Origin of the sequence: Maribacter sp. BPC-D8, assembly GCF_035207705.1 — a bacterium.
In the GTDB taxonomy this organism is placed as follows: domain Bacteria; phylum Bacteroidota; class Bacteroidia; order Flavobacteriales; family Flavobacteriaceae; genus Maribacter.
The window spans coordinates 3,632,693-3,646,816 of the sequence record NZ_CP128187.1 but is presented as its reverse complement, the minus strand read 5'-3'; the positions used below and the strand labels follow the sequence as shown (position 1 = coordinate 3,646,816).

General features: G+C 32.0%; 14 protein-coding genes. All 14 read left to right on the top strand.

All coding sequences use genetic code 11. The features are described from left to right. Positions 1-4: 4 nt before the first annotated feature. The 14 genes from pseB (at position 5) to QSV08_RS15970 (ending at position 14,107) form a co-directional block, all read left to right on the top strand. Positions 5-1,027 (top strand): UDP-N-acetylglucosamine 4,6-dehydratase (inverting), encoded by a 1,023-nt coding sequence (gene pseB / locus QSV08_RS16035; protein WP_324024726.1) that lies wholly within the window; start codon positions 5-7, stop codon positions 1,025-1,027. After that, positions 1,024-2,223, top strand: a complete 1,200-nt coding sequence (gene pseC, locus QSV08_RS16030) for a UDP-4-amino-4,6-dideoxy-N-acetyl-beta-L-altrosamine transaminase (protein ID WP_324024725.1) — start codon at positions 1,024-1,026, stop codon at positions 2,221-2,223. The genes pseB and pseC overlap by 4 nt, the downstream gene beginning before the upstream one ends. Beyond that, on the top strand, positions 2,207-3,049 hold the full coding sequence (locus QSV08_RS16025) for an aldo/keto reductase (protein ID WP_324024724.1): 843 nt from the start codon (positions 2,207-2,209) through the stop codon (positions 3,047-3,049). The genes pseC and QSV08_RS16025 overlap by 17 nt, the downstream gene beginning before the upstream one ends. Before the next feature lie 6 nt (positions 3,050-3,055). Beyond that, complete coding sequence (locus tag QSV08_RS16020; protein ID WP_324024723.1) at positions 3,056-3,844, top strand: SDR family NAD(P)-dependent oxidoreductase; 789 nt, start codon at positions 3,056-3,058, stop codon at positions 3,842-3,844. Continuing rightward, entirely contained in the window at positions 3,822-4,664 is an 843-nt protein-coding gene (locus tag QSV08_RS16015; protein ID WP_324024722.1) for a cytidylyltransferase domain-containing protein, read from the top strand. The genes QSV08_RS16020 and QSV08_RS16015 overlap by 23 nt, the downstream gene beginning before the upstream one ends. 69 nt (positions 4,665-4,733) lie before the next feature. After that, on the top strand, positions 4,734-5,747 hold the full coding sequence (gene pseG / locus QSV08_RS16010; protein WP_324024721.1) for a UDP-2,4-diacetamido-2,4,6-trideoxy-beta-L-altropyranose hydrolase: 1,014 nt from the start codon (positions 4,734-4,736) through the stop codon (positions 5,745-5,747). Then, a complete protein-coding gene (locus tag QSV08_RS16005) occupies positions 5,741-6,622 on the top strand; it encodes a methionyl-tRNA formyltransferase (protein WP_324024720.1) in 882 nt (293 codons plus the stop codon). The genes pseG and QSV08_RS16005 overlap by 7 nt, the downstream gene beginning before the upstream one ends. Then, positions 6,606-7,646, top strand: a complete 1,041-nt coding sequence (gene pseI / locus QSV08_RS16000) for a pseudaminic acid synthase (RefSeq protein WP_324024719.1) — start codon at positions 6,606-6,608, stop codon at positions 7,644-7,646. The genes QSV08_RS16005 and pseI overlap by 17 nt, the downstream gene beginning before the upstream one ends. 119 nt (positions 7,647-7,765) lie before the next feature. Continuing rightward, a complete protein-coding gene (locus QSV08_RS15995; RefSeq protein ID WP_324024718.1) occupies positions 7,766-8,878 on the top strand; it encodes a hypothetical protein in 1,113 nt (370 codons plus the stop codon). Beyond that, positions 8,859-10,139 (top strand): O-antigen ligase family protein, encoded by a 1,281-nt coding sequence (locus tag QSV08_RS15990; RefSeq protein WP_324024717.1) that lies wholly within the window; start codon positions 8,859-8,861, stop codon positions 10,137-10,139. Before QSV08_RS15995 ends, QSV08_RS15990 begins: the two co-directional genes overlap by 20 nt. 4 nt (positions 10,140-10,143) lie before the next feature. Beyond that, on the top strand, positions 10,144-11,529 hold the full coding sequence (locus QSV08_RS15985; RefSeq protein WP_324024716.1) for a hypothetical protein: 1,386 nt from the start codon (positions 10,144-10,146) through the stop codon (positions 11,527-11,529). Positions 11,530-11,533: 4 nt separating this feature from the next. After that, positions 11,534-12,802 (top strand): lipopolysaccharide biosynthesis protein, encoded by a 1,269-nt coding sequence (locus QSV08_RS15980; RefSeq protein ID WP_324024715.1) that lies wholly within the window; start codon positions 11,534-11,536, stop codon positions 12,800-12,802. Next, positions 12,802-13,296: an acyltransferase gene (locus QSV08_RS15975; RefSeq protein WP_324024714.1), complete on the top strand. Its 495-nt coding sequence runs from the start codon at positions 12,802-12,804 to the stop codon at positions 13,294-13,296. The genes QSV08_RS15980 and QSV08_RS15975 overlap by 1 nt, the downstream gene beginning before the upstream one ends. 64 nt (positions 13,297-13,360) lie before the next feature. Then, positions 13,361-14,107, top strand: coding sequence for a glycosyltransferase family 2 protein (locus QSV08_RS15970; protein WP_324024713.1), 747 nt, complete (start codon positions 13,361-13,363; stop codon positions 14,105-14,107). Positions 14,108-14,124 lie beyond the last annotated feature (17 nt).

Here is a 14,124-nt window from a genome sequence, read left to right as displayed (position 1 = left end):
ACAAATGAAATTTGAAATGAAAAATAAGTCTCTATTGATAACTGGAGGCACTGGGTCATTAGGAAAGGCTCTGACACAGCATATACTAACTAGGTATCCTGAAATTAGAAGGCTGATAATTTTTTCAAGAGATGAGCAGAAGCAATTTCAAATGGCTCAAGAGTTTTCCGAAAGTGAATATCCGCAGATTCGATATTTCATTGGAGATGTAAGAGATCGCGATCGTTTGATTAGGGCCTTTAAAGGGGTGGATTATGTAATTCATGCTGCAGCAATGAAACATGTTCATTTAGCAGAGTATAATCCTGAAGAATGTATAAAGACAAACATTGGGGGTGCTCAAAACGTAGTGGATGCTTGTTTGGAAACGAATGTGGAACGTGTTGTTGCACTGTCTACTGACAAAGCTTGTGCTCCAATTAATTTGTATGGTGCTACTAAATTAACTTCTGATAAGTTATTTGTTGCAGCAAATAATATAAAGGGAGACAGCCCAATTAGTTTTTCTGTAGTTAGATATGGCAATGTAATGGGTTCAAATGGTTCTGTAATACCATTTTTCATTTCTAAGAAAAAGAATGGAGGAATCTTACCAATTACGGATCCTAATATGACGAGGTTTAATATTTCGTTGCAAGGTGGTGTAGATATGGTTATGTATGCTCTAGAAGAAGCTTGGGGTGGTGAACTTTTCGTTCCGAAAATACCTTCTTACCGTATTACTGATGTTGCTGAAGCAGTTGGTCCTGAATGTGAGAAACCTGTGGTTGGAATACGTCCAGGAGAGAAGATTCACGAAGAGATGATTACACCGTCAGATTCTTTTTACACGTATGATTTAGGAGAATACTATGCTATTTTACCAGTTACACACCAGTGGAATTTGGAAGAGTACTTAAAAAAGTTTCAGGCTAAAAAAGTCCCTCAAGGATTTAGTTATAATTCGGGTGAAAATACGGAATGGGAAACTGTTCAAGGTCTTAGAGAGTTAATTAAGGAACATGTTGATTCAACTTTTACATTATGATGAAACCAATTCCATATGGTCGCCAAAATATTTCTCAGGAAGATATTGATGCTGTAATAGCCACATTAAAATCTGATTATCTTACTCAAGGCCCAAGAGTTTTAGAATTCGAAGAAGCCTTTGCTGAGTATGTTGGCAGTAAATATGCTGTTGCTGTCGCAAATGGGACTGCTGCGCTGCATCTTTGTACGCTTGCATTAAATGTTAAGGAAGGAGATAAGGTTATAACAACGCCCATTACTTTTGCAGCATCGGCTAACTGCGTTCGATATTGCGGCGGAGAAGTTGTATTTGCTGATATTGAACCAGATACTTATCTACTAGATATAGATAAGGTTGAAGAGCTCATATTGGCGTCACCAAAAGGAACATATAAGGGAATTATTCCAGTAGATTTTGCCGGGAGAAGTGTAGATATGGAAGCTTTTGCCAATTTAGCAAATAAACATGATTTATGGATTATAGAAGACTCATGTCATGCGCCGGGAGGGTATTTTAAAGATAGTAATGATATAAAACAACAATGTGGTAATGGGAAATTTGCTGATTTGGCTATTTTCTCTTTTCACCCTGTAAAACATATTGCTGCTGGTGAAGGAGGTATGATTACAACAAATGATGAGGATTTGTACAAGTCTTTATTAATGTTGAGAACGCATGGAATAACCAAGGATAGTGAAACATTTAAAAATAGTATAGACTTTGCTGCTGGTGAATCTGGTTTTTCGGAATACCCTACTTGGTATATGGAAATGCAAACTTTAGGCTACAATTACCGTTTAACCGATTTTCAATCGGCCTTAGGTCATTCTCAGCTTTCTCGTGCAGATCAAGGCTTGGAAATAAGAAGAAAACTTGCAAAAGTTTACAAAGACGCCTTTTTTGATAAAAAGTTTATTAAGGGTCAGTCTGATGTAGTGGAAGGCCATGCTTATCATTTGTATGTTGTAGAGGTAGATGATAGAACAGGGCTTTATAATCACTTAAGAGAACGTAAAATATACGCGCAGATACATTACATACCTTGTCACTTAATGCCTTATTACAGAAATCGAGGCTGGCAAGAAGGAGATTTGCCACAGGCAGAGCAATATTATAAAAGATGTATAAGTCTACCCATGTATCCAACACTAGAAACGAAAGAACAGCAATACGTGATAGATCAGGTACTTGAATTCTATGAAAAAAGTGTATAGCAAATTAGGGTTAGGTACGGTTCAATTTGGTATTGATTACGGTATTTCAAATACAAAAGGAAAGACTGATAGTGTAGAGATAGAAAAGATTTTGGATTATGCTGGAAAGAATAGGATCACTTATATAGATACAGCTTCAGCATATGGTAATGCCGAAAAGGTGCTGGGTTCATTTGACTTGAGCTCCTTTAGAGTCATATCCAAATTTATGCCTCCAAATCAAGGCTCAGTAAAAGATGAATTAGAAACAAGTCTCAAAAATCTTGGACTAGAAATGGTTTATGCTTATTTAGCACACAGACCTGAAGAGCTTTTGAAAAATCCAGAACAATGGCTTGACCTTAAAGAATTAAAAGAACAATCAAAGGTTGAGAAAATAGGTTATTCCCTAAATAGTCTTGAGGAGCTAGATACGTTATTGCAAAAAAACATGGAACCGGATTTAATTCAGGTGCCGTATAACCTTTTTGATAGAAGATTCGAAAGGCATATTGTGGAATTGAAGAAAAATGGTTGTGAAATACATGTCCGTTCTGCATTTTTACAGGGTCTTTTTTTTATTGAACCTAAAAACTTGCCCGTTTACTTTGAATCTGTTAAAAATGTGATAAGTGATTTGCAAAATGAATTTGGAGAAAACTTGTCAGGTGCACTTCTGAATTTTGCTTTAGAAAAGGAATTTATTGATGTAGTTGTTGTAGGAGTTGAAAATGTAAACCAACTCAGCCAGAATTTAAAAAATATTTCTTTAAAACAACCTGTAAAGACTAGAATACCAGTAGTTGCAGAAAAAATTTTAGTGCCGTCTTTATGGCCTAAAAAATAGATTACTATGATAAAAACATTCAATCTTGACAACAAGGTTATTTTAATATCTGGAGGGTATGGTTTTCTTGGTCATGCAATTACATTAAGTCTCTGTCATCATGGAGCCAAAGTTTATGTCTTGGGAAGAAGTGAGGAGAAATTTAAAAACACGTTCGCGGCAGAAGATAGTATAGTTAACTTGAATATCAATTTTATAAAATGTGATATTTCAACTACAGAATCAATCAAACAGGCTTTTCAAACTATTGATGAAAAAGAAGGTAAAATAGACGTATTAATTAATAACGCTTTTTATAGTCGTGGTCAATCTCCAGAACAGATGTCTGATGACGATTGGTCTTACGGAATTGATGGATCGCTCAATAGTGTGTTTAGAGCGATAAGGGAGGTAATACCTTATTTTAAGAAGAACGGAAGTGGAAAAATATTAAATGTATCTTCAATGTATGGAGTTGTAGCTCCGCAATTTGAAGTATATGATGAATATCCAGAATTTTTAAATCCCCCACATTACGGGGCGGCGAAAGCTGGCGTTATTCAGATAACAAAGTATTACGCTAGTTACTTGGGAAAACATAATATTAATGTAAATACAATAACCCCTGGGCCCTTTCCTTCAGATAAAGTAAAAGAAAACAAAGGCTTTATAAAAGCCTTAGCGGAAAAAACCTGTCTGGGGCGTGTAGGTTTACCAGAAGACCTGGCGGGTTGTTTCGTTTTTTTAGCGTCAAATGCGGCAGACTATATAACCGGTCAAAATTTTGTAGTAGATGGAGGATGGACAGCAAAATAAGAAAGTTGTTTTTATTATTCAGGCAAGAATGCAATCCAGTCGCCTTCCTGGTAAAGTTTTGATGCCATTACCATTATGGGGAGCTAAGCCTCTTCTAATGTGGGTAATTGAAGAATTACGTAAGTCAAAGCACTGCGGAGAAATTGTTATTGCCACCTCAAAGAATAAGGAAAACGATTCGCTTGAGGATTTTTGTATTAAAAATGAAATAACTTGTTTTCGAGGGGAAGAGGATGATGTGTTGAGCAGATTTATTACAATATTAAGAGATGCGGATTATAACACTGTAGTACGGCTAACTGCGGATAACCCAATTATTGATATTAATACATTAGACGAAACAATAAATTTTCATCTCCTAGAAGAGAATGATTATACTTGTACAGATATTCTGCCAACAGGAATGAATTTTGAAGTAATCAGAGCACAGTCTTTACTCAAAATGCCTGATCAAGTACTTACTGAAAATGACAGAGAGCATGTTACTTTGTTTATTAGAAACAACCAGAAGTATAAGAAAGGAGTTTTTAATCCTGTTCTAAACAAATCATTGAAATATTTAAGATTAACGGTTGATTATGCCTCTGATTTATTGGTGACTTCATCTGTATTGCAATACGGTGAAAGAAATGGATTAAGAGGTCTGAAGCTTGTTCAGGCGGTTCTTATTGATGCTCCTTATATTTTTCAGGCAAATACTAGTAATATTCAAAAAAAGCAGTTTAAAGACGCTAAGAATGAGTTGAATTTTGCAATTCAAATCTTGCAAAAATATGATTTACATCGATCTGTTTCTTTACTAGAGAAACATAAAGATTAAAGTTGAAAATTTTTAAAGATAGAACTGTTCGTTTTATTTTTTCTTTATAAAAACCGGAGAGTAAAAAAAATGACAAAAAAAATTATTTTCAGAGCAGATGGTAATTCTAAAACTGGTCTCGGCCACTTATACCGGTTATTAGCAATCGTAGAAATTGTAAGAGGTCATTATGAATTTATTTTTCTAACACGAGCATCCACTATTTCTTCAATGTTTGATGATAAAATATCCTTAGCTCTGATACCTGAAAAAATCACTTTAGAGGAAGAACCTGATTGGATAAGCAATAATTATCCTTCAGATGAATTTAATGTAATTGCAGACGGATATCAATTTAATTCCATTTATCAAAAGCAATTGAAAAATAAGGGATATAAATTAATTTACATCGATGACTTGGCAAAGGAATATATGTTTGCAGATTTAGTTATTAACCATTCGCCCTACGTCAATAAAACTGACTTTAGAAAAGAATCATATACAAAATTAGCTCTTGGAACCCCATATGCGATATTGAGGCCCCTTTTTTTGAATCAAGCAAAGCAATATAAGAGTGTTAATTTAATTGAAAATGTGTTTGTATGTTTCGGAGGAGCAGATCCATTTAATCTAAGCTTAAAAGCTGTAAAGGCACTCTTGCAAATTAAATCAATTAGAAAAATTCATGTGGTTCTAGGAGGAGCATATAATCATTCAGAAATTTTTGACTTAGAAAGGATATTCTCTAAAAGGATAAAAACTTTTGCTAATTTATCAGAAGAAAGTCTTTTGGAAGTCATGGGTTTTTGCAATTTCGCTATTGCCCCTGCAAGTACGATATTATATGAGCTATGTTGTGTTAAAATGCCTATTTTGAGTGGCTTTTTTGTAAATAATCAAGAATTAATTTATAAAGGGTTTTTAGAAAGTAAAGCTATATATCCTGGGGGAAACATGAAAAATTTTGAAGTTTCTAATTTCTTAGGTTTAATTGAAGCTATATTGAAAGAGGGTAATTTTAATGAACAAGTTGAGGCACAAAAAAAATTATTCGACGATAGAATTGCGTCAAGACATTTAAATTTAATAAAGACCTTATGTTAACAATTGGAGTTTTAGTTAGTGGTGTATTAGGATTTGAAACCTTGTGCAAGCTTGCAGAAGTTCATCCTATTAAATTTATCTTGACGGATAGTAATTCAAACACAATAATTGATTTCGCTCACAAACATAAAATTCCTTTATATGCAGGAAACCCACGAGGAGGCTCAGGACATAATTTTATAAAAAAAATTAACGTCGATGTGATTATATCCATTAACTATTTGTTTCTAATTGAACGTGATATATTCAACCACTCTAATATTCTTACTTTTAATATTCATGGATCATTATTACCTAAATACAGAGGGAGAACTCCACATGTATGGGCAATAATCAATGGTGAAACGATGACAGGTATAACAGCTCACATTATTGATAATGGTTGTGATACTGGTAAAATAATACGTCAAATTAAAATAGCTATTGGAGAAGAGGACACTGGAGCTGTGATTTTAACAAAATATTCAAAGGAATATTTCCCTTTGATTGAAAAAGTCCTTTCTGATATCATATCCAATAAAATTAGCCTTAGGGAACAAGATGAGTCAAAAGCTACTATTTTTGGTAAGCGTACGCCTTTAGATGGGGAAATTAATTGGAATTGGAATAAAGAAAAAATCAGAAATTGGATTAGGGCGCAAGCGAACCCTTATCCTGGGGCATTTACTTTTTTTCAGGGTCAAAAGATTATAATTGATAAAGCTTCCATTAGTAAAGTAAATACATTTGATAATCAGAAAAATGGACAAATTATTAATACTTCTCCTAATGTTGTTGTAAAAGTAAGGGATGGATCGCTAAATTTGGATGTTATAAGGACTCAAAATTGTACTTTTATAAAAGGAAATATATTTAGTAATGAAAATAGGAAATAGAGAAATAGGAGGAGATAATCCTTGTTTCATAATAGCAGAACTGTCTGCGAATCATAACGGAGATTTAAATGTAGCCATAGAAACAATAAGAGCTGCAAAAAAGACAGGAGCTGATGCAATAAAGTTACAAACCTATACGGCGGATACACTGACTATAGATTGCCACAATAAACATTTTAGAATAGAGAATGGAAGTTTGTGGGATGGTAAAACACTATATCAATTATATGACGAAGCGTATACTCCTTGGGAATGGCACAAAAAGTTATTCGAGGTTGCAAAAGAAGAAGGTATAATTTGTTTTTCATCACCTTTCGATTTTACTGCGGTTGATTTTCTTGAAGAGCTAAATGTGCCAGCCTATAAGATTGCCTCTTTTGAAATCCAAGATATTCCATTAATAAATTATGTCGCATCCAAAGGGAAACCAATCATCATATCTACTGGCATTGCAGAAGAGGAGGATATTAATTTAGCAGTTGAGACTTGTAGAAAAATGGGTAATAATGAAATTATTTTATTAAAATGCACATCTTCTTATCCAGCCCCCTTAGAGTTGGCTAATTTAAAAACTATACCAGATTTAAAGAAACGCTTTGATGTTGAAGTAGGTTTTAGTGATCATACATATGGTTCCCTTGCTCCTACAGTTGCCACAGCATTGGGTGCAAACGTTATAGAGAAGCATTTTATTTTGGATAAGTCAATAGGTGGACCTGATGCTGATTTTTCTCTAGATACAGAGGAGTTTACAAGAATGGTTACAGAAGTAAGGAATACGGAAAAGCTAATAGGAAAGGTGTCTTATGAAATTTCTGAAAAAATTAGAAATAACAGGAAATTTGCAAGGTCACTATTTATTGTAGAAGATGTGAGAATAGGAGATTTAATAACAAAGGACAACATTCGCTCTATTAGGCCTGGGTATGGCATGCACCCTAAATTTTTTCACGAAATACTTGGTAAAACTTTTACAGGGTCTTTTAAAAGAGGAACACCCTTAGAAAACAAACATATTAAATAAGTAATACAATATATGTGCAATTAAAGTTCAGAAATAAAATAAGTGTTAGAGAGCTTGAAACACTTGTTCATTTGGGAATCATTTTAATAGCTGGTCTTAGTACTATATTAAGACCCTCTATGGAAAGTAAAATAACGCTCTTTAGGGTGCTTTTGCCTTTTTTATTTTTATGGTTATTTTTTGTAAATACAAAACGCGGCATCAAATTATCAATAATAATTATTGGTTTTTTTTTATATTCTTTAATTGCTTCATTAGGTTCTAGGTTTCATGAAATTAATTGGGCTTATAATTTCTATTACATTACTATTTTCTTCTTTTATTTTTACTATAAAGAAATTATAAAACGTTGCAACAAGGAAACCGTGTACATTTTCTTGTCTATTTTATATAGAACATTAATTGTATTAGGCTTACTACAGTATTTTATTGGTGGGGTATATTTTAATACTCAAAATAGATTTCCGGCTATTAATCTCTTTTTTTGGAATGAAAATGAATACTCGGCTATTCTTGCTATTTTCACTCCACTATTCTTTTTAAAGCAAAGCTCTTATTTTAAATATATTTGGATACTTCTGTCTATATATTTGATAGCCTACAATGACGCAAAATTAGCAATATTATCGCTTATTATTTTTTTTGGAGGATACTTCATTATGAAGTTTAGGCTTTTTAGAATGCGTTATATTGGCTTCGGCTTAATTGTCTTAATTGGTGTTCTGGTTATGTTTTTTGCTCGTGAATACACTATTCAAGGAAAATATACTATTGAATATTTTATTTCGAGACTGGTAAACGGTTTATTCACAGGTACTCCTCTTGAACATATTGGGACTTTTAATTCTCGGTCGAATGCTGTAATCACGGGAATACATGAGTTCTTTAACTCTTATCTGATTGGAATAGGCCCTGGTAATTCTCTGCTGATGATTCAAGAATTAATTGTACCTGGTCAAGAAAAATGGGCAGCATACAGTATGCATAATTTCACGTTACAGCTTATAACAGAAATGGGTTTGTTCGGTTTTGGGATGCTTGGTTTTTTTATACTTGATATTAAGTCTACAATTCGCAATACTTTGTATTCACCAAATTTAATTTGGTTGTTCTTTTTTAGTTGTGTTGTTTCAATAACTTTGTTGTCGGGAGCGTGGTCCAATTACTTTTACCTTTTCATATTGTTTTATGCCCTAGATTTTTTTAAGAATAATGATAAAAGCAATAATTAAAGATTACCATTCAATTTTAAGAAAATCAGAGCAATATATTTTATTAGCACTTTTTTTTACAATTCCGCTTTCTCCAAAATTAACAACAGTTTTAATTATTATTTACTCTTTAGTATCCCTACTTACTTTTGAGCGTAAATATTTTAGAAATATTTGGTTCCGAAAACCTGTTTCTTTGTTGATGCTAGTATATTTAATTTTGATTGTTGGACTAAGTTATTCATCTGATATTACTTTAGGTTTTTCAAAAGTCCAAACACAGTTAAGCTTACTAGTTTTTCCTTTATTTCTTGGGGGAAAGAACTTATTAAAAGAACAAAAAGAGCAATACTTTCTTAGTTTTATTCTTGGAGTAGTATTTACTTCTTTATTATGTTTTGGTAATTCGTTTTATCGCTATTATGAAACAGGGGATCATTATGTTTTGGATGAATTTTCAAGAAAAATTAATATATTTTTTTATGTCGAATTTTCCGATTTTTTAGATTTGCATCCCACTTATTTTTCTATTTATATTGGTTTATCCTTGTTCTATTTATTAAGCTATTATCATAATGATAGAAAGTATGGATTAATTATAAAATGGACTTTGATGATCTTTCTATTTGTAACTTTTATATTTACTTCTAGTAAGGCCGGTATATTTTCATTTCTTATAGCTAGTTGCACTTATTTTATCTACAGTCTTATTAGGAGACCCAATAAGTATACGATTTCCCTTTTGAGTACTCTTATTTTAGGAGTCTCCTTTATTTTCTTAATTAACCCTTTAATGTACCAGCGCACAGAGCAGCTTGTAAGTTCTTTCGATAAGGTATGGATGAAACAAGAACAAACTAACGAATCAAGTTCAATACGTTTTGGATTGTGGAAATTGTCTACGCAAGTTATTAAAAACAGCCCTTTATATGGATACGGTACAGGTAGTGTTGTTAGATCACTTAATGAAAATTGTATAGCTTTGTTTAGTTTTTCTATTTGTGAGGGTTTAAGAAATAAAAATAGTCATAATCAGTATTTAAACTTTTTAGTTTCAAATGGTTTTTTAATCCTCATACCGTTTCTATTAGCTCTATTTTTGGGGCTGGTAAAGGCGCTTAATAATAAAGATCAAATTTTCTTTTTTTTTATTGTTTTTATGGGGCTAAATTTTGTATTTGAAAGTATTTTAGAAAGAGAAAGAGGTGTAGTGTTTTTTTCTGCATTTTTTATTTTGTTTCTTGTTTGTCAAAACTCTCAAAAAGAATTAAAAAATGTCTAACAGTATGGGGTTAAAAGAAATTGAATTATGTTATGATACGCAGTCAATTAAATTGGATGGAGATTGTGTTTGGCCCATTTTAAGATATAAAGTTAATGAGGAGCTGCGTACTAAGGAAGGACTAACATCCAGAACTGTAATAATCAATAAAAGCTTAATCATTGAGCTTTTGGTAACATTGTTTTATGGTTTAAAGGAGTTATTAATAATTAACCGTTATAAGTTTTGGGTCTTTTCTAATTCTGACAGGAGAAAAAAAATTCACGGGAAATACGTTGATCGTGTTATGGAGCCGATTGTGGAGCATGAATTAAGAACTTTAGTTATTGAAAATCCATATCCTCTTGGTCAGCATTATAAAAAGGAGGATCTTAAGAACGGGAATATTATAAGTCAGACTGTTTTTTTTTCATGCGCAAAATTAATTGGTCTCTTTTTAAGTAGAAATGTTAAGGTTGAAAACGAAGAAATACTTATCAAAATATTCAAAGAATCAGGTATTTCTCTAGATTATAAGGCTGTATTAAAAAATCATAGAGCTCAGTATCTATTTATGAAATTAATGCTTAAGGTGGCAACACCAAATGTTGTCTTTTTTGTTTATTCTGCATCTTCAATAGGATACATAAAAGCGTTAAAAGAAAAAAAGATTCCTGTTGTAGAGTTACAGCATGGTGTAATTAATGAGTTGCACTATGCTTATAACGTATTTAAAGATTTTGGAAACAATTTCTACCCAGACTATTTGTTGACTTATGGTGTTAATGAGTCTAAGATTTTCGATGCCAATAATTTTTTCATTAAACCTTCTAATGTAATTCCTATAGGATATTATTTTTTAGAAGAGTTTATTAATTCTCCTGTTGACGATTTCAAGCATCTACCCGATAAAAATGGTTTTACAAAAATCATTGTATTAAGTTTACAGGATCCTTTTGAGAAATTTATGTTTAAATTTTTAAATGATATCGCTTTAAGAGATAAAACTATCCTGTTTTTGTTAGTACCTAGAGATCCTAAGAGGTCATATCAAGAATTTCAGTTCCCAGATAATGTAAGAGTTGAACGAAATTCAAATGTATACGAGTGTTTGAAGATAGCTGATTTTCATATGACAATTAATTCTACATGCGCAATAGAATCGTTATGTTTTGGAGTACCTAATATTCTATACGATTATAAAAATTGGGCTTCGAATTATTATGGTGAAGTCCTTGATGATTCTGGGCATACGGTATTCGTAAATTCCATTAGTGAATTTGAGCATATTATTAAAAACCATCATTTTTACGACAAAGAAAGAATTGTACAGAAATCAAGAAATTTTATCGAAAGCAATTTTGTTAACAATTTAAATGACGTTATTGAGCAAAGGATATTAAGGAAGTAAGGGTATGAATAACAGAAAATTATTTAAGAATATTTCTTTTTTCACGTTGTTCAATGTAGTTAATTCAGCAATACCGTTTCTTTTGCTACCCATCTTAACAACTTACCTTAGTCCGGATGATTATGCTATAATTGATATCTTTTTTAATATATCGTTGATTGCTACACCTGTCGTTGGTCTAAGTGTGGTACAGTCTATAAGCCGTTATTATTTTGAAGATGTTGATTTACCAAAATTTGTTACTACTGTTTTCTTAGTGCTTTTTGGATCAGGTATAATTTTTATATTAATTTCTATTTTTATTACTTACATAGCGCAAGATTTTATTAAATCATATAGTTTCCCCCCTTTTATAATAATTGTAAGTATTTGTTATGTTCTTTTTTCACAGGTCAGTGAGATTTTATTAATATTATGGCGGGTATCGTATAAAACTGTTCAATTTGGAGTCTTTAGAGTGTCTAAAACACTACTGGACTTAGGTTTGTCAGTTCTTCTCATTGTAAGCTTTAAAATGGGTTGGGAGGGCAGGCTAATACCTCAGTTTTTGGTAGCCTTGCTTTTTGGTGCGGTCGCATGCTTTTTGCTTTATAGAAATGGATTTCTAAACATATTGCGTGTTGATAAGGTGTACAGGAAAGAAGCGTTGTCTTTTAGCTTGCCTTTGGTTTTTCACACTTTGGGCGGTAATTTAATTGGTTTTTCTGATCGTTTTTTTATACTTTTTATGCTTGGGCTTAGCGAAGTAGGAATCTACTCGGTAGGTTATCAAATAGGTATGGTGATAGCTTTATTACAAAATTCTTTCAACCAAGCTTGGGTTCCTTTCTTTTTTGGAAAATTAAAAGAAAACAATCATGCTGAAAAGGTTAGAATTGTAAAAATATCCTATGCTTATTTTTTCTTGATTCTTTTTTTGGTATTAGTATTTTATTTAATAACACCGTTGATTTATAAATATTTCATTGGTAAAGCCTTTACCACAGGAAGTGCTGTTGTGCTATGGATTTTATTGGGTTATGCGTTTAATGGTATGTATAAAATGGTTGCCAATTATTTATTCTATTTAAAGAAAACCAAATTAATAGCATACATGACTTTGGGGTCTGCAATTTTGAATTTAATTCTCAATTATTTGTTAATACAGAAAAATGGAATACTTGGGGCTGCTCAGGCCACGACTATTACATTTTTTATATTGTTTTTGGGCGTATTCATACTTAGCTATAAGAATTATAAAATGCCTTGGGGACTAAATAAAATAAATACATAATGATTAAATTATTTAAAAGAATACGGTCTTTGATTTTTACGTTTATAGCAAAGAAATCAAGTGGTAACTTTGGCCCTTCAATAAAAGCTAACGGCTATACAAGATTGAACAAATATACTCGTGTAGGCAAGAATGTTCATTTTAATGGCTTGATTGTATATGGTCAGGGCAATTTTGTTATCGGAGATAACTTTCATTCTGGTTTTGGTTGTAAAGTGTTAACCTCATATCATAATCATCTAGGTGATGCAATTCCATATGATGAAACCTTGATAGTTAAAGATGTTATTATAGGAGATAATGTTTGGATAGGGATTAATGTGACTGTTTTGGCTGGTGTTACAATTGGCGAGGGTGCTATAATTCAAGCTGGTAGCGTTGTAGTTTGTAATATTGAAGAATTGGGTATTGCGGGAGGTCATCCAGCAAAGGTCTTTTCTTCAAGGGATAGAACGAAGTATGATAATTTAAAGAGAGAAGGAAAGTTTATATAGAATAATATTATTATAACATTAGCTTGGTTTAACTGTTGAAGCATATAAATTAAAGAAAACTAAATTGAACAATCTAGTATCAATAATCACTCCGGTATATAATTCCCAAATGTTTTTGGATGATTGTATGAATTCGGTAATAGCTCAAACCTATGAGAAATGGGAGCATATTTTTGTAGATGATTGCTCATCGGATAATAGTGCTAAAATTATAGAAGAATATGCTCAAAAAGATTCTAGAATTAAATTTCATAGACTGTCAATTAATAGTGGAGCAGGTACTGCAAGAAACAAGGCAATAGAACTTGCTCAAGGGGATTACATTGCGTTTTTAGATAGTGATGATACTTGGTACCCCCAAAAATTGCAATTACAGATAAACTTCATGAAAGTAAATAATTACTATTTCACCTTTACCACTTATGATAAAATAGATGAAGTAGGGAATAATCTAAATATCATCATAAAATCAAAAAGGGTTGTTGATTATCATTCTGCTTTATATAAGAATCCCATAGGGTGCCTAACTGTTATGTATGACGTAAATTATTTTGGTAAACAATATATGCCATCTATTCGTAAACGTCAAGATTATGCACTTTGGTTAAATCTTTTAAAAAAAACCAAAGGATATGGTTTGAGTGAGTGTTTGTCAAGTTATCGTGTTGGTAAGGAATCAATTTCTTCCAATAAGTTAAAATTACTTAAGTATGAATGGCAAATTTATAGAGATGTCGAGGGTTTGTCAATTTTCAAATCTGCATTTTATACGGTTTCTGCTATTGTTTTAAAATTGAAAAGTTATTTTTGATTATTATAAGTACAATA

What these genes read in the sequence shown, in the direction of transcription:
- pseB (WP_324024726.1), top strand. Translation starts at nt 5, where the DNA reads ATGAAATTTGAAATGAAAAATAAGTCTCTATTGATAACTGGAGGCACT.
- pseC (WP_324024725.1), top strand. Translation starts at nt 1,024, where the DNA reads ATGATGAAACCAATTCCATATGGTCGCCAAAATATTTCTCAGGAAGAT.
- QSV08_RS16025 (WP_324024724.1), top strand. Translation starts at nt 2,207, where the DNA reads ATGAAAAAAGTGTATAGCAAATTAGGGTTAGGTACGGTTCAATTTGGT.
- QSV08_RS16020 (WP_324024723.1), top strand. Translation starts at nt 3,056, where the DNA reads ATGATAAAAACATTCAATCTTGACAACAAGGTTATTTTAATATCTGGA.
- QSV08_RS16015 (WP_324024722.1), top strand. Translation starts at nt 3,822, where the DNA reads ATGGAGGATGGACAGCAAAATAAGAAAGTTGTTTTTATTATTCAGGCA.
- pseG (WP_324024721.1), top strand. Translation starts at nt 4,734, where the DNA reads ATGACAAAAAAAATTATTTTCAGAGCAGATGGTAATTCTAAAACTGGT.
- QSV08_RS16005 (WP_324024720.1), top strand. Translation starts at nt 5,741, where the DNA reads ATGTTAACAATTGGAGTTTTAGTTAGTGGTGTATTAGGATTTGAAACC.
- pseI (WP_324024719.1), top strand. Translation starts at nt 6,606, where the DNA reads ATGAAAATAGGAAATAGAGAAATAGGAGGAGATAATCCTTGTTTCATA.
- QSV08_RS15995 (WP_324024718.1), top strand. Translation starts at nt 7,766, where the DNA reads ATGGAAAGTAAAATAACGCTCTTTAGGGTGCTTTTGCCTTTTTTATTT.
- QSV08_RS15990 (WP_324024717.1), top strand. Translation starts at nt 8,859, where the DNA reads ATGATAAAAGCAATAATTAAAGATTACCATTCAATTTTAAGAAAATCA.
- QSV08_RS15985 (WP_324024716.1), top strand. Translation starts at nt 10,144, where the DNA reads ATGGGGTTAAAAGAAATTGAATTATGTTATGATACGCAGTCAATTAAA.
- QSV08_RS15980 (WP_324024715.1), top strand. Translation starts at nt 11,534, where the DNA reads ATGAATAACAGAAAATTATTTAAGAATATTTCTTTTTTCACGTTGTTC.
- QSV08_RS15975 (WP_324024714.1), top strand. Translation starts at nt 12,802, where the DNA reads ATGATTAAATTATTTAAAAGAATACGGTCTTTGATTTTTACGTTTATA.